Genomic DNA, 15,958 nt, shown 5'->3' on the forward strand with positions numbered 1-15,958 from the left:
TCAAACTCTCCAATAAAGTTAGTTTGTCTAGCATCTAAAAATAAAAATTGACGTTCACGTTGTTTGTTTCGTTCAGTTTTCAAAGAACTTATCTGCCGCTCATTTGCGACTCCCTTATGTTAACATTTTCATATTTCAATGTCAACCAAGTTTTTTTATTTCTTTTGTCGCTTTCTGCGTTGTTGCTATCGGCGACTTGTCCTATATTACACCCCTAAACTCTAATCGTCAATATGTTTTTCTAAAAAAATATAAAAAGACTCATTCCTTTTAAAATAAGCCTTTTTATCCTATAACATTCTATTCATTTATTATTTTTCTATAATTGGTAATGAAACGATGAACTGAACGATCCCGTCCTCATACTCAGCTCGAATACTACCACCTTGCAACTCAACAATACTTTTCGCAATAGCTAATCCGAGCCCCGAACCTTCTGTTACTCTACTTCTAGATTGATCTTTCTTATAAAACCGTTCAAACAAGTTCCCTAACTCTTCTCTCGTAAACTCTTCACTATGATTTGCAATAACAATTTGTATATCCCTGCGCTGTCTTTGCAGAGAAACCTTTATCTCTCCGTCATCTTTACTATACTTAATCGCATTCATTAGTAAGTTGTCGAATACACGGACCATCTTTTCCGAATCAATCATTGCGTATGCACGTTCCTCAGGAAACTTCTTAACAAACATAAGTCCATGCTCTTCCGCTTGTGGTACTAACTCTTCTATTAATTGATCAAGTAACTCATTTACACATACTTCTTGTTTTTCTAATACAACTTGTTCATTAGTTAACTTCGTATACTCAAATAAGTCTTCTATTAAATTCTTTAACTGCTCTGACTTTGCAAAAGCGATTCTAGTATACTCATCATATTGCTCTTTATTTTCATATTTAGAGTCTCTAAGTAATCGTAAGTATCCCATAATAGAAGTAAGTGGTGTACGTAAATCATGAGATACATTTGTAATAAGCTCGTTTTTCTGCTTTTCTAATGTACGCTCTTTTTCTATATTGTTCATAAGCTCCTCTGCCATATTGTTAATATTCTCAGTTAGAGCAGCGATTTCATCTTCACCTTTCTTCTCAATACGATAAGCCAAGTTTCCTTTTTCTATTTCTTTCACACCTTCTGCCATCGCTTCGATCTGCTTCATCTTTCTCTTTGTTATATAGAAGAAAGAGAAAATGAATACGAGTACACCTATTAGAAACGGAAACGGTCCTTCTTGTGTATCATATATTACTTCTCCCTCCGGAATCCCACTAACAAACATGTACAAATTCTTTCCCTCAATAGTGATAGGTGCAAAAGCTATAAATTCTTTTCTCGTACTTTCAAATTCATTTCTACCATTTACATAATTAATCGCAAATGATGCTGCATTACGAATCGTATTATGCAAATCTATTTGCTCTTCTTGTGCTTGCTTCGTTTTATATAAAACTTTACCACTTTCGTCAGTAACCAATATTTTCAAACCTCTAGATCCTTGTTCTAAAATTTGGTTCTCCATTTCGATTATATTTGATATAGCTTCTAATTTATTTTCATGAACCGAGCTATTTGCAGCACTTTGAGCTTGTTGGTTAATTTGCTCCATACCTGCCCGATAATCGATAGTCGCTTCACGATTCGCATTCTCAAAAAATGGTGTTGCTGCTTTCGATGATAAAACTCCTAATAACGCACAAGCTGCAAAAGTAGTAATCAGTTGAATTCTTATACTCCGCTTAACGCTCTTCACTAGTTTCCCAACTAACCTTCTAGCTTCCCTAATATAAGTAAATGGATTAAATATCTTTTTCAATCTTATACCCCACTCCCCATACTGTTTTTATATATCTCGGCTTCCTTGGATTCTCCTCAATCTTTTCACGTACTTTTCGAATATGTACCATTACAGTGTTATCAGACTGGAAAGATCTTTCGTTCCAAACCTTTTCATAAATTTGCTCAGCGCTAAAGACCATATCTGGATTACGAGCTAGCAATTCTAAAATTGAAAATTCCCTCGGAGTTAGTTTCACTTCTTCTCCCTCTACAATGACTCTATGGGTCGAAATGTTTATTTTCATCTCTCCAATTTCTAACTCGTCCTCATTTTGAATAGCGAAGCCATTCATTTTCATATAACGACGTAGCTGTGATTTTATTCTTGCGATTAACTCTAATGGATTGAACGGTTTCGTTACATAATCATCTGCACCTGTTGTTAATCCTAAAATTTTATCCATATCTTGCGTTTTTGCCGAAAGCATAATAATCGGCATTTCCTTCGCTTCCCTTACTTTCATACACATATGAATACCATCTACTTTTGGCATCATAATATCTAATACAACTAAGTGCACTTCATTTTCTTCTAATATACGTAACCCTTCTTCTCCGTCCCCTGCTTGCAGTACTTTATATCCTTCGTTCTTTAAATAGATTGTAATAAGATTCCTAATTTCTTTTTCATCATCTACAACAAGTATTGTTTCTCTTGCCACAATATCTCCCCCATCAGTTTTTTAATCCCTAACTTCTATTATAGGAAAACTTCTGAAGAAAAACGCTCGGAAATCCTTAAGATTTTCTGAAGACGCAAAAAAAGGTCTAGACTCCCCTTAAGTCTAGACCTTTCAAAAAACCCCTTTATTTACGAACGTAGATGAAATATAGTACGAATAAAACTCCCATAACATACATAATTGGATGAACCTCTTTACGGCGACCACTCACAACCATTGTAATTGGATAGAAGATAAATCCAATCGCAATTCCTGTTGCGATACTATACGTAAGTGGCATCGAAATGATTGTGAAGAACGCTGGTACCGCAATCTCGAATTTCTTCCAATCAATTTCTCCTAAAGACGAAACCATTAAGATTCCTACAATAATTAAAGCTGGTGCTGTTACAGCCGGTGTCACAACACTTAGTAATGGCGAGAAGAAAAGTGCCAGTAAGAAGAATCCCGCTGTTACAACTGCTGTAAATCCAGAACGTCCACCCGCTGCTACCCCTGCAGACGATTCGATGTAAGACGTTGTTGTTGATGTACCTAAGATCGCACCAATTACAGTTGCAATCGCATCTGCAAATAACGCTTTTCCTGCACGTGGTAATTTATTATTCTTCATTAATCCAGCTTGATTCGCAACCGCCACAAGCGTACCTGCTGTATCAAAGAAATCGATAAAGAAGAACGTTATAATAACAATACCCATTTGAACAGTGAAAATGTCTCCAAAGTGAGTTAACGCCATACCGAACGTTGGTTCTAGGCTCGGTATTGCTCCCACTACAGCTTTCGGAGTATCAATTAATCCTGTCGCCACTCCTAAGATCGCTGTAAGAATCATACCGTAGAATACTGCACCATTGACTTTCTTAATCATAAAGATGATTGTAGTAACAACTCCGAAGATCGCTAGTAACGTTGTGCCCTTCGTTAAGTCCCCCAACCCAACAAGAACAGCATCATTCTTTACGATAATTCCGGCATTTTGGAATCCAAGAAAGGCAATGAATAATCCGATACCTGCTGCTACTGCAAACTTTAACTCCGATGGAATTGCATTAATGATTTTTTCACGAATACCTGAAGCAGTAAGAATAATAAAGATAATACCTGACATTAATGTTCCAGCAATTGCTGTTTGCCACGGAATCCCCATCGTTAACACTGCTGTATAAGCAAAGAACGCGTTTATTCCCATACCTGGCGCTAAAGCAATCGGATACTTCGCAAATATCCCCATAATTAACGAACCAATCGCCGCTGCTAATGCTGTAGCAACGAATACTGCACCTGGATCCATTCCTGTACCTGCCGGTAATCCTTTAACATTTCCAAGTGACAGCGTAGCAGGATTGACAAATAGTACGTAAGCCATAGATAGAAATGTCGTTAAACCTGCTATGAACTCTGTTTTATAATTTGTGCCGAGTTCATCAAACTGAAAATAGCGTTTCATCCTACGTTTCCCCCGTTATATGATTACTCGCCGTAATCCTCCCTAGCCCTCTTTTATCTATAAAAATAAAAAAGGCTTCCATTGCATATACATGGAAGCGTTCTATAAACAAAGACAAGTTTCCCCTCATCTTTATCAAAACGCCTCGTAGTCAAGCCATTTACGGTAGCTAGGTAGAAACTTTCGGGCCATATCCCCGATATTATACGACGGCTATAATATTCATTTTTCGTATCAATTACATACTCATATTAACTCGATAAGGTGGGTTTGTCAATTTAAAAACGAACATTTTTATATATTTTTATATTTTCGTTCGTGTAATCACTAAAAAACAAAAAGATCCATCTATACATAAAATGATAGATGGATCTTTCATTATAATACTATTCCCACTCAATAGTTGCTGGTGGCTTACTCGTTATATCATACACGATACGGTTAACGTGTTTTACTTCGTTTACGATACGTACAGAGATTTTCTCTAATACGTCCCAAGGGATACGTGCCCAGTCAGCTGTCATACCGTCGATAGATGTTACTGCACGAATACCTACTGTGTAATCGTAAGTACGCTCGTCACCCATAACACCTACACTACGCATACCAGGAAGCGCAGTGAAGTATTGCCAAACTTCACGGTCTAATCCTGCTTTTATAATTTCTTCACGTAAAATCGCATCAGATTCACGAACGATTTCTAATTTCTCTTCTGTGATTTCACCTAATACGCGAATACCAAGTCCTGGACCTGGGAACGGTTGACGCCATACGATTTCATCAGGAATTCCTAATTCTGATCCTAATACACGTACTTCATCTTTAAATAAAGTGTTTAAAGGCTCAATTAATTTGAACTGCATGTCTTCAGGAAGTCCACCAACGTTATGGTGAGATTTAATTGTTTGTGCAGTTGCTGTACCACTTTCAACGATGTCCGTGTAAAGTGTACCCTGCGCTAGGAAGTCCATTCCTTGTAATTTAGAAGCTTCATCATCAAATACGTAAATGAATTCATTACCGATGATTTTACGTTTTTGCTCTGGATCTTCTACACCTTTTAACTTGTTCATGAAGCGCTCTTGTGCATCCACTTTAATAACGTTCATATGGAAGCCTTCGCTAAATGTTTTCATAACACCTTCTGCTTCATCTTTACGAAGTAAACCGTGGTCCACGAAAATACATGTTAATTGGTCACCAATCGCCTTATGAATTAATACTGCTACAACGGAAGAGTCTACACCGCCGCTAAGTGCGCATAATACTTTTTTGTCTCCAACAGTTTCACGAATCTTCTCTAATTCTACTTCGATAAAGTTCTCCATGTTCCATCCTTCAGAACAACCACATACGCCGAATACGAAGTTTTTAATTAAATCGTTACCGTGCTCAGAGTGACGTACTTCTGGGTGGAATTGTACACCGTATAAGTTTTCCGCTTCATTGCTCATACCAGCAATTGGACAAGATTCACTTGTAGCGTCTACTACGAATCCTTCTGGTAAACCAGTTACTAAGTCACCATGGCTCATCCATACAACTTGCTCTTCTGGAAGGTTCGCATATAATTTTGATTCGTTCTCTACTTTAAGAACAGCTTTTCCATACTCACGGTGGTTGGCACGTTCTACTTTACCACCGAAGTGTTGCGTCATAAGCTGCATACCGTAACAAATACCGAAAATCGGTAATCCTAGTTCAAAGATTTTTTCATCACAATGTAATGCACCTTCACCGTATACACTATTTGGTCCACCAGAGAAAATAATCCCTTTTGGATTCATTGCTTTAATTTCTTCTGCAGTAATTGTATGTGGATGAAGTTCACTGTATACACCGAACTCACGAATTCGACGTGCTATTAACTGATTGTACTGACTTCCAAAATCTAAAACGATAATTGTATCATGCTGCTTCTTCAAAATAATCACCCCAACGTTAGTTCTCGTATATAAATATTTTCACCAATTTAGCAAAAAGCATTACCAATATAATAAAAAAAGCCAGTCCTCCGCCTCTAGTCTCATGACAAAGAAAAGGCAGGGGTCTGGCTTTATAAAGAAAGATAGTCTTCCGCTCTTTATAAATATAAGACACACTGCCTTCATAGTCAGGTTGTTTACGGTAACCCGGTAGAGACTCTCAAACCATATCATTGAGGATATATGAAGGATCGTTTTATATTATCTTCCTAGATTCTAACAATGAAGTATCAGTATGGTCAAGAGAGAAAGCGACAAAATTCTACAGAAATTAATTTCCTGCGCTCAAAAACACAAAAAAACATCCACTTCTATATAGAAGTGGATGTTTTTCGAGCAAACGGAATTACATCATTCCGCCCATACCGCCCATACCGCCCATGCCGCCCATGTCAGGCATTGCTGGTGCATTTGGTTCTGGCTTGTCAGCAACTACAGCTTCAGTTGTTAAGAACATAGCTGCAACAGATGCTGCGTTTTGAAGTGCAGAGCGAGTTACTTTTGCTGGATCTACGATACCAGTTTCAAGCATGTTAACCCACTCGCCAGTAGCTGCGTTGAAACCAACGCCTACTTTTTCGCCTTTTAGACGCTCTACAACTACAGATCCTTCTAGACCAGCGTTGATTGCGATTTGACGAACTGGCTCTTCTAGTGCACGAAGTACGATGTTGATACCTGTTGCTTCGTCGCCTTCAGCTACGATAGAAGCTACTTTTGTGTATACGTTCATAAGTGAAGTACCACCACCTGCAACGATACCTTCTTCTACTGCTGCACGAGTTGAGTTAAGTGCATCTTCAATGCGAAGTTTGCGCTCTTTTAACTCAGTTTCAGTTGCTGCACCTACTTTAATTACTGCTACACCGCCCGCAAGTTTTGCAAGACGTTCTTGTAATTTTTCACGATCGAATTCAGAAGTTGTTTCTTCTAATTGCGCGCGGATTTGACCGATGCGAGCTTCGATTTGTTGTGAATTTCCAATACCTTCAACTACAGTTGTATTTTCTTTCGTTACAACAATTTTACCAGCACGTCCTAAAGATTCAATTGTAGCAGATTTTAAGTCACGTCCTAATTCTTCAGTGATTACTTCGCCACCAGTTAAGATTGCGATATCTTCTAGCATTGCTTTACGACGGTCACCAAATCCAGGAGCTTTAACAGCTACTACATTGAATGTACCACGAAGTTTGTTCACTACTAATGTAGCTAACGCTTCGCCTTCTACATCTTCAGCAATGATAAGAAGTGGTTTACCTTGTTGTACCACTTGCTCTAATACTGGTAAGATTTCTTGGATGTTAGAAATCTTCTTATCAGTAATTAAGATGTATGGGTTATCAAGAACTGCTTCCATTTTGTCAGAATCAGTAATCATGTAAGGAGATGCATATCCACGATCAAATTGCATACCTTCTACTACGTCTAATTCTGTTGTGAATCCTTTAGATTCTTCTAAAGTAATAACGCCGTCGTTACCAACGCGCTCCATTGCTTCAGCGATTAATTGACCTACTTCTTCGTCAGCTGCAGAAATAGCAGCTACTTGCGCGATAGAAGATTTACCTTCGATTGGTTTAGAAATCGCTTTTAATTCTGCAATTGCAGCAGTAACAGCTTTTTCGATACCTTTACGAAGACCCATTGGGTTTGCACCAGCTGTTACGTTTTTTAAACCTTCACGAATCATAGCTTGAGCTAATACAGTTGCAGTTGTCGTTCCGTCACCAGCAACATCGTTTGTTTTGCTAGCAACTTCTGCTACTAATTTCGCACCCATATTTTCGAATGCATCTTCTAATTCGATTTCTTTTGCGATTGTTACACCGTCATTTGTAATAAGTGGTGAACCGAATTTTTTCTCAAGTACAACGTTACGACCTTTTGGTCCAAGCGTTACTTTTACTGCGTTTGCAAGAGTGTCGACACCGCGAAGCATCGAACGACGTGCTTCTTCACTAAATTTAATATCTTTCGCCATAATATTTGACCCCCTTGAATTTTTAAAATGTATATAATTAACCGATAACTGCTAAAATGTCACTTTCACGTAAAATCAAGTAGTCTGTACCTTCGTATTTCACTTCAGTACCTGCATATTTTGAGAAGATGATAAGATCACCTGCTGCTACCTCTAAAGCAACACGCTCACCATTTTCAAGCACTCGGCCAGTACCTACTGCAATAACTTTACCCTCTTGTGGTTTTTCTTTTGCAGTGTCTGGTAATACAATACCACTTGCTGTTTTTTCTTCTGCTTGAACAAGTTCAATTACAACGCGATCACCTAATGGCTTTAGCATGAACAATAACCTCCTCATTTTGTTATGTAAATTTTATTTATTAGCACTCAAGTCACACGAGTGCTAACACACTTCTAATAATAAATAATCTCAATTTCTTTTGCAAGTAAAAAAATCATAATTTTTTCGCAAATTACTTTATGCACTTTCCTATATAGCATTACTTCTTCTACTACCTTTACTATATGAATCGTTGCTCCCACTTCTTGTATGTTACAATATGAAAGACACCCTAAGTTGTTTTCGCTAAACGTACAACTTTTTCCTGTCTCCTATTTTATTTTCAAATACTTATTTACAAAAAAAATATAATTCAAATGAAAGTTTATATCGTAGGTAGCATATTTACATGTTATCCTACCTTATCTCATACACTAGCGTTAGAAAGGATGGTTAAACCATTTGAAAAAACAATATTGGTGGATTATCGTTACATACATTTTAATGCAGTTATCAGGCATTGCCGGGTTACCGCTTCTCCTGAAAACTGGACTATATGATAATAGGGGATTTACTAGAGAGGAAAAAATTCAGCTTATAACTGGCCATTGGGCAATCATTAGCTTCTTTATTGCATTATGCATTGTACTTTGGTTACTTAGAACAGATATTCGTGACAGGCATTTAGATAAAATGCGCTCTACTGTTCCAGCTACAATTGGATGGATTTTTATCGGGTTCTTCTTAGCATTTTTCTCACAAAGTATCGCTGGTATGATTGAAATGTATTTACTAGGTATTAAACCTGGATCTGAAAATACAGCAAGGCTTATGGACATCGCAAGAACAACACCTTGGTTCCTTATTGTTGTATCTATAATTGGACCTATCTTAGAAGAAATCGTATTTAGAAAAATTTTATTTGGTACACTTTATAAGAAGTTTAACTTCTTTATTGCCGCTATCATTAGTTCCCTTGTATTTGCAGCGATTCATTTTGATTTTACTCACTTGTTGGTATACACTGCTATGGGGCTCGTATTCGCCTTTTTATATGTAAAAACGAAACGTATTATCGTTCCAATTGCAGCTCATGTTGCGATGAATACATTCGTTGCAGTCGCTCAAATTGTAGTAAGCAATGAGCAAATTCAAGAAATGATTAAAGAAGCCGAGAAAATGCAAGGCTTTATCGGAGGATTTTTTGTATGAGAAACTCACCATTGTTCATGGCTGCACTATACTTCCTTCTAGGATGTATCTTTACACGATTCGCCATTACGAACGTGACAGATACAATTTGGAATGTGTGGACAATACTATTTGCAGTTATGGCAACAATTGATTTTAATTTGGCACTTCGCCTTATCTTAGTCAAATTCACAAAGAAAAAACAATAATAAAACGCAGAGGTCGTCTCCTCTGCGTTTTATTGTGGATAATTCTTCAAAAAGTAAACAAGTGTTTGTAACTCTACAGCTAAATCAATATGATGAATTCTTATATTCTCTGACACATTTAATCGTGCTGGCGTGAAATTTAAAATACCATGCACATTCGTTTCTGCCAATCTATCTGCCACAGCTTGCGCTACTGTAGCGGGTACCGTTAATATTGCCACTTGTATATCAGTTGATAAACGTTCTTCTAATTCATCCAAATGATATACAGGAATTCCTCCGATTTCTGTTCCAACTTTCTCTTCACTAACATCAAACGCCATTTCAATTTTTGTATTATTGTTTTTCGTGAAATTATAATGTAAGAAAGCGGTCCCTAAATTACCTACTCCAATAAGTGCTACACGTGTTATATCATCTTGGTCGAGTGTTTCACGGAAAAATGATAATAAATAATTTACGTTATATCCATATCCTTTTTTCCCTAACGCTCCAAAATATGAAAAATCTCTTCGAATAGTTGCGGAATCAACCTTTACCGCTTCACTCAATTCGGCTGATGAAACACGTTGCTTACCAGAAAGAGATAAGTTTTGGATAAATCGATAGTATAGAGGCAATCGTTTGGCAGTGGCCTGTGGAATTTTTTGTTGATCCATATAACCTCTCCTCTCTTCCTATCTTTATTCATATACTTGAATCAAATACAGCAGTTTAGTACTCATGAATTTCCTTGTATAATAAAGAGAAGAAGTATTCTCTCTTTATTTTAAACTATACACTATTTTTAGTATGATTGAGAAATATAAACATGGCAAAGTTAAGAAATTATTTGAGGTGAAAACATTGATATTATTACAAGTGAATGGGCTTTCGAAATTATACGGTGCAGAAACGATTATTGCAAACATAAAATTGGAAGTACAAACAAAAGATCGTATCGCATTAGTCGGACGAAATGGAGCCGGAAAATCTACATTATTAAAAATAATAGCTGGTGAGTTATCTCATGATGGTGGTGAAATTATAAAACCGAAAGATGTCTCAATGGGGTATTTAGCTCAAAATACCGGATTAGAAACGTCTTTAACAATTTGGGATGAAATGTTAACCGTCTTTACACATCTACAGCAGATGGAGACAAAACTTCGAAGGCTAGAGCAAGAGATGGGAAAAGAAGAAAACTTTTCAAATGCGGCTATATACGAGAAATTATTAGCTGATTATGACCAATTACAATTAGATTATAAAGATCAAGGCGGCTATCAGTACGAAGCGGATATACGCTCGATTTTAAGCGGTCTTGGCTTCCCAGTTGAAACGCATCAGACGACAATTTCTACATTAAGTGGTGGACAAAAGACTCGATTAGCTCTTGGGAAATTATTATTAACTAGACCAGACTTACTTATTTTAGACGAACCTACAAACCATTTGGACATTGAGACACTAACATGGCTTGAACAATATTTACAAGGCTATCCTGGCGCGATTTTAATCGTTTCCCATGACCGTTATTTCTTAGATAAACTCGTTACACAAGTATACGAAATTTCTAATAAGGAAAGCCGACGATTTGTTGGTAACTACAGTAAATATTTAGACTTAAAATCAGCTCTATACGAGCAAGAGATGAAGCGTTATGAAAAACAACAAGATGAAATTACTAAACTGGAAGACTTTGTGCAAAAAAATATAGCTCGCGCATCTACGACAAAACGTGCTCAAAGTCGCCGTAAACAATTAGACAGAATGGAAGTATTAACTAGACCATTAGGCGATTCTAAATCAGCTTCCTTCCATTTCGATATTGAAAAACAAAGTGGAAATGATGTTTTACAAGTGAAAGATGCAACTATTGGCTATTATCAGGAACCGATTATTGAACATGTAAACATGCGCTTAACTCGCGGTGACAGTGTTGCCTTAGTTGGGCCGAACGGAATTGGAAAATCTACATTATTAAAATCCATTGTGAATAAGTTACAGCTATTATATGGAAACGTTGCTTTCGGATCAAATGTATCTGTTGGTTATTATGATCAAGAACAAGCCAACTTAACATCTTCGAAGCGAGTTTTAAATGAACTATGGGATGAATATCCCCTGCAACCTGAAAAAGAAATTCGCACTATACTAGGCAACTTTTTATTCACGGGGGATGATGTACTAAAACCAGTATCTTCTCTTAGTGGTGGACAAAAGGCTCGACTAGCTCTTGCAAAACTTATGATGCAAAAATCCAATTTATTAATTCTCGATGAGCCAACAAACCATCTTGATTTAAATAGTAAAGAGATTTTGGAAAATGCTTTAATTGATTACCCAGGTACTCTTCTATTCGTCTCTCATGACCGCTACTTTATTAATCGCGTAACGACAACCGTTGTTGAGTTATCAACAGAAGGTGCACAAGAATATTTAGGTGATTACGATTATTACGTTGAAAAGAAAAATGAAATGATTGAACGTGCGGAACTAGAGCAAGAAGATGAAGTACCTGTTCAAAAAGTGGTGGCACAAGAAAAATTAAATTATCTCGAAGAAAAAGAACGTAAACAGTTAGAGCGTCAACGTACTCGAAAAATTGAAGAACTGGAACAAAATATCGTAGGCTTAGAAGAAGAAATTGCTACATTAGAAGACCAGCTTTGCTTACCAGAAATATATGCAGATTATGAAAAGGCTAGTGAAATTACAACTAAAAAACAAACACTGCAAGAACAGCTTGAAGCTTGTATGGCAGAATGGGAAGAACTGCATATATAAGAGAATTTAAAAGAGGAGGATATCTCATAAGTCGGGCTTTTTGACGAGATGACCTCCTTTTTATTTTCTGTTTTGGAATCAATACCATAGTAAATGAAATTATATAAACGATTCGACAAGAAATATCGATTTACCGACAAGGATTGACACTAGTAGCATCTTGTATAATAAAAGGAGGATGTTTCAAAATGTTTTTTGGACATCTCCTTGTTTTTTATTTCCCAAAAAAGAATTTCTTCAAAGGTCAGACTTCATCTACGTTATCCACAAGGTTATGCACATATCCACCTTTATAATATAAACTTCCAAATAACTTTTCCACATTATCCACAATCACGAAAAAAGTTATACACATTTTATGTACACAAAAAAAACCATATTATCAACAGATAATATGGTTTTTATCCACAAGCTGTGGTTAATTTTGTGTATAACTATGCTTCAATATCTAATCCTGGATTTGCATTTAAAGCTAATGTAGCGCGTTTTCCTTGTTCGTATGCAATTGTACCTGCAGCTGCAATCATCGCTGCATTATCTGTGCATAAAGATAGAGGAGGAATAATTAGCTCTATATTTTCTTTTTGTGCAAATTCTACTTCTAAACGTGCACGAAGCCCTTTATTAGCAGCTACTCCACCAGCAAGAAGCACTTGTTTTACATTATAAGCATCTGCTGCACGAGACGCTTTCGTTACAAGTACATCTATTACACTTTCTTGGAAACTTGCTGCTAAATCTTCTGGCGCAATTTCTATACCACGTTGTTTTGCGTTATGCACAGTGTTGATAACTGCTGATTTCAATCCACTAAAGCTGAAATCATACGAATCAGGTTCTAACCACGCACGAGGCAAATCAATTGTTGGTTTTCCTTCATGCGCAAGGCGATCAATATGAGGACCACCTGGATAAGGCATTGATAATGTACGAGCTACTTTATCGTAAGCTTCTCCTGCCGCATCATCTCGCGTTTCACCAATCACTTCAAATGAACCATGTTCTTTCATATAAACAAGCTCCGTATGCCCACCGGATACAACAAGCGATAGTAACGGGAATTGTACTTCTTTTACTAAACGGTTCGCATAAATATGACCAGCAATATGATGAACACCAACTAGAGGGATATCATGAGCAAAAGCCACAGCTTTCGCTGCATTTACACCTATTAAAAGTGCTCCAACTAAACCTGGGCCTTCTGTTACAGCAATTGCATCAATATCATCAAAAGTGATATTCGCTTCTTTTAAAGCTTCTTCTAACACAACTGTGATTTCTTCTACATGATGACGGGATGCAATCTCTGGTACAACTCCGCCAAAACGCTTATGACTTTCAATTTGTGATGCGACGACATTTGCAATGATTTCCGTTCCATTTTTAACAACTGCTACAGCTGTTTCATCACAGCTTGTTTCAATACCAAGTATAATCGTATTTTTTTCCATTATATATTCACCCACATTACAAGACCATCTTCCTGATTGTCTGCATAGTATCGTTTACGAATCCCACCATTTTGAAATCCGTATTTTCTGTATAACTGCTTTGCTACTTCATTTGACACGCGTACTTCAAGGGTCATTGTTTTTACTCCTAACCCTTTCGCTTCGGAAATGACTTCTTTCAATAAGGCATCCCCTAGCTTTTGACCTCTGTATTCTGGCAGGATAGCTATATTTGTTACATGTGATTCATCAAGAATTATCCACAATCCACAATATCCAATTACGAGACCATCTTTTTCTAGCACGACATAATGTGCATGTTCATTCACCTCTAATTCACGGTGAAAGGCATCTGCAGTCCAAGGGGTTGAAAAAGATGCTTCTTCAATAGCTACAATTTGAGCAATATCATCGAGTGCCATCTTTCTAAATATCATATCCATCTTCTGTAGACCCCTATTGTTTTTGACTTTCTAACCATTTTGTTTCAGCTTCAGCTAAACGAAGATAGCTAGGAACAAACGTATGCACGTCTTGTTCTTCTTTTTGTAATCCTAAAAATGCTAATTCACTTGGTCTTGGGTTATTCTTAGTGAACGGAGCAAATACAGCTTGATCACCTAAATATTCTACAATTGTTTCTTTATGCAATTTAACATCGTTACCAATAAATAAAACAGGCTGTCCTTTATCTTTTAACATTTGCAACCAGTCAACAATAAGAATAATTCGGTCTTCTTCTATTGAAGTTATATGCTCTCCTTCATATGTATATAATCCCGTGTAAATTTGACCACGTCGGCCATCAAATAAAGGACAAATTAGTCCATTAAAATTAGTACCATTTGTAGCCACCACTTCTAAACTTGATACACCTACAATTGGTATTTGAAGTGACCAAGCTAATGTTTTTGCAGCTGTCACACCTATACGAACACCTGTATATGATCCCGGTCCAGCTGCTACAACAATTTTAGTCAATTCTTTCGGTTTTACACCGCATTCTTTTAAAAGTTTCTCTACAGCTGGCATAAGACGTACAGAATGGTTTTTTGTTAAATTTGTAATGATTTCCCCAATCACGTTCCCTTCCTCAATAAGGGATACACCCATTACGTAATTTGAAGTATCAATTGCTAGTACTTTCATCTTGTAATAGCTCCTCACATAATCTAATATAGCGATCTCCAATTGGCTCGAGTACAATTTTTCTTGTATCATCTCCAGCATGGAATAAATTAATTTGTAACTTCTCATTTGGTAAATATGCTTCTATTAAATGAGCCCATTCTACTACTGTAATCCCTTCACCATAGAAATACTCATCAAATCCTAAATCTTCTTCACTTTCCGCTAAACGATACACATCCATATGATATAGCGGTAATCTTCCTTTATATTCTTTAATAATATTGAAGGTAGGACTATTTACGACTCTTTTCACTCCAAGACCTTTTGCTAGTCCTTTTGTAAAAGTCGTCTTGCCAGCTCCAAGATCACCTTCTAAAATAATTACATCTTGTGCCTTTACAAGTCTCCCTAATTTTTCTGATAATCGCTGGGTTTCTTCGGAAGATTTTGTTGTTATTTCATATTTACTCACAGACTTCACCTACTTTACTCACAATGTTCTCTGCTCTTTATTATACAGGTTTTAAATATATAAAAAAGTCCTTAGGAGTTTTCCTAAGGATAGTTTGACTGTCTTTATTAGTTTTTTGTTAAAACAAATAAAAAAATACGAAACAACTTGTTTCGTTCTTTTCTTTATATAAAATGGCGGTCCCGACCGGGGTCGAACCGGCGATCTCCTGCGTGACAGGCAGGCATGTTAACCACTACACCACGGGACCATTTGGTTGCGGGGACAGGATTTGAACCTGCGACCTTCGGGTTATGAGCCCGACGAGCTACCGTACTGCTCCACCCCGCGATGATATAAATAGCTTGGCGACGTCCTACTCTCACAGGGACAAGGTCCCAACTACCATCGGCGCTAGAGAGCTTAACTTCCGTGTTCGGTATGGGAACGGGTGTGACCTCTCTGCCATCATCACCAAACTATTGAAGGTATATTCCTTCAAAACTAGATAACATTTGCTTCATATTATATGGTTAAGTCCTCGATCTATTA

Annotated in this window: 14 protein-coding genes, 2 tRNA genes, 1 rRNA gene and 2 riboswitches; of the genes, 3 read left to right on the top strand and 14 right to left on the bottom strand. The window is 37.0% G+C overall.

Annotated features, from left to right (window positions below; all coding sequences use genetic code 11):
* Nucleotides 1-311 precede the first annotated feature (311 nt).
* The 6 genes from CQZ94_RS28265 to groES all read right to left on the bottom strand — a co-directional run bounded on the left by CQZ94_RS28265 (nt 312) and on the right by groES (nt 8,264).
* Nucleotides 312-1,817, bottom strand: coding sequence for a sensor histidine kinase (locus tag CQZ94_RS28265; RefSeq protein WP_105588121.1), 1,506 nt, complete (start codon nt 1,815-1,817; stop codon nt 312-314).
* A complete protein-coding gene (locus CQZ94_RS28270) occupies nt 1,801-2,502 on the bottom strand; it encodes a response regulator transcription factor (RefSeq protein WP_105588122.1) in 702 nt (233 codons plus the stop codon). Before CQZ94_RS28270 ends, CQZ94_RS28265 begins: the two co-directional genes overlap by 17 nt.
* Nucleotides 2,503-2,647: 145 nt before the next feature.
* Nucleotides 2,648-3,973 (bottom strand): NCS2 family permease, encoded by a 1,326-nt coding sequence (locus tag CQZ94_RS28275; protein WP_105588123.1) that lies wholly within the window; start codon nt 3,971-3,973, stop codon nt 2,648-2,650.
* Nucleotides 3,974-4,101: 128 nt separating this feature from the next.
* Nucleotides 4,102-4,203: riboswitch (purine riboswitch) on the bottom strand.
* A 156-nt stretch (nt 4,204-4,359) separates the two neighbouring features.
* Nucleotides 4,360-5,898 (bottom strand): glutamine-hydrolyzing GMP synthase, encoded by a 1,539-nt coding sequence (guaA, locus tag CQZ94_RS28280; protein WP_122974556.1) that lies wholly within the window; start codon nt 5,896-5,898, stop codon nt 4,360-4,362.
* A gap of 165 nt (nt 5,899-6,063) precedes the next feature.
* A riboswitch (purine riboswitch) is annotated at nt 6,064-6,165 on the bottom strand.
* Between the two features lie 139 nt (nt 6,166-6,304).
* On the bottom strand, nt 6,305-7,942 hold the full coding sequence (groL, locus tag CQZ94_RS28285) for a chaperonin GroEL (RefSeq protein ID WP_105588124.1): 1,638 nt from the start codon (nt 7,940-7,942) through the stop codon (nt 6,305-6,307).
* Between the two features lie 37 nt (nt 7,943-7,979).
* Nucleotides 7,980-8,264 carry a co-chaperone GroES gene (groES, locus tag CQZ94_RS28290; protein ID WP_000917306.1) on the bottom strand — a complete coding sequence of 95 codons (285 nt, stop codon included), beginning with the start codon at nt 8,262-8,264 and terminating at the stop codon, nt 7,980-7,982.
* Nucleotides 8,265-8,666: 402 nt separating this feature from the next.
* Between groES and CQZ94_RS28295 the strand changes: the two genes are divergently transcribed.
* Together CQZ94_RS28295 and CQZ94_RS28300 are read left to right on the top strand one after the other, a co-directional pair.
* The gene (locus tag CQZ94_RS28295) at nt 8,667-9,416 is read left to right on the top strand and encodes a CPBP family intramembrane glutamic endopeptidase (protein ID WP_105588125.1); all 750 of its coding nucleotides are present in this window, start codon (nt 8,667-8,669) and stop codon (nt 9,414-9,416) included.
* Nucleotides 9,413-9,604 (top strand): YdiK family protein, encoded by a 192-nt coding sequence (locus tag CQZ94_RS28300; RefSeq protein ID WP_001246204.1) that lies wholly within the window; start codon nt 9,413-9,415, stop codon nt 9,602-9,604. Before CQZ94_RS28295 ends, CQZ94_RS28300 begins: the two co-directional genes overlap by 4 nt.
* A gap of 29 nt (nt 9,605-9,633) precedes the next feature.
* On the opposite strand, the gene CQZ94_RS28305 is transcribed toward CQZ94_RS28300, so the two are convergent.
* Nucleotides 9,634-10,263 carry a redox-sensing transcriptional repressor Rex gene (locus CQZ94_RS28305; RefSeq protein ID WP_002174584.1) on the bottom strand — a complete coding sequence of 210 codons (630 nt, stop codon included), beginning with the start codon at nt 10,261-10,263 and terminating at the stop codon, nt 9,634-9,636.
* Between the two features lie 187 nt (nt 10,264-10,450).
* On the opposite strand from CQZ94_RS28305, the gene CQZ94_RS28310 reads away from it, so the two are divergent.
* Nucleotides 10,451-12,373 carry an ABC-F family ATP-binding cassette domain-containing protein gene (locus tag CQZ94_RS28310; RefSeq protein ID WP_105588126.1) on the top strand — a complete coding sequence of 641 codons (1,923 nt, stop codon included), beginning with the start codon at nt 10,451-10,453 and terminating at the stop codon, nt 12,371-12,373.
* 434 nt (nt 12,374-12,807) lie between these two features.
* Here the strand turns inward: CQZ94_RS28310 and tsaD are convergent, their stop codons facing one another.
* The 7 genes from tsaD to rrf all read right to left on the bottom strand — a co-directional run bounded on the left by tsaD (nt 12,808) and on the right by rrf (nt 15,885).
* Entirely contained in the window at nt 12,808-13,824 is a 1,017-nt protein-coding gene (tsaD, locus tag CQZ94_RS28315) for a tRNA (adenosine(37)-N6)-threonylcarbamoyltransferase complex transferase subunit TsaD (protein WP_105588127.1), read from the bottom strand.
* Nucleotides 13,824-14,267: a ribosomal protein S18-alanine N-acetyltransferase gene (rimI, locus tag CQZ94_RS28320; protein ID WP_070140619.1), complete on the bottom strand. Its 444-nt coding sequence runs from the start codon at nt 14,265-14,267 to the stop codon at nt 13,824-13,826. The genes tsaD and rimI overlap by 1 nt, the downstream gene beginning before the upstream one ends.
* Before the next feature lie 13 nt (nt 14,268-14,280).
* Complete coding sequence (gene tsaB / locus CQZ94_RS28325; protein WP_105588128.1) at nt 14,281-14,973, bottom strand: tRNA (adenosine(37)-N6)-threonylcarbamoyltransferase complex dimerization subunit type 1 TsaB; 693 nt, start codon at nt 14,971-14,973, stop codon at nt 14,281-14,283.
* Nucleotides 14,954-15,427, bottom strand: a complete 474-nt coding sequence (gene tsaE, locus CQZ94_RS28330) for a tRNA (adenosine(37)-N6)-threonylcarbamoyltransferase complex ATPase subunit type 1 TsaE (protein WP_105588129.1) — start codon at nt 15,425-15,427, stop codon at nt 14,954-14,956. Before tsaE ends, tsaB begins: the two co-directional genes overlap by 20 nt.
* A 174-nt stretch (nt 15,428-15,601) precedes the next feature.
* Nucleotides 15,602-15,677, bottom strand: a tRNA-Asp gene (locus CQZ94_RS28335).
* A gap of 3 nt (nt 15,678-15,680) precedes the next feature.
* A tRNA-Met gene (locus tag CQZ94_RS28340) sits at nt 15,681-15,757 on the bottom strand.
* Between the two features lie 12 nt (nt 15,758-15,769).
* Nucleotides 15,770-15,885, bottom strand: a 5S ribosomal RNA gene (rrf, locus tag CQZ94_RS28345).
* Nucleotides 15,886-15,958 lie beyond the last annotated feature (73 nt).

This window comes from Bacillus sp. MYb209, assembly GCF_002975175.1.
Classification (GTDB): Bacteria; Bacillota; Bacilli; order Bacillales; family Bacillaceae_G; genus Bacillus_A.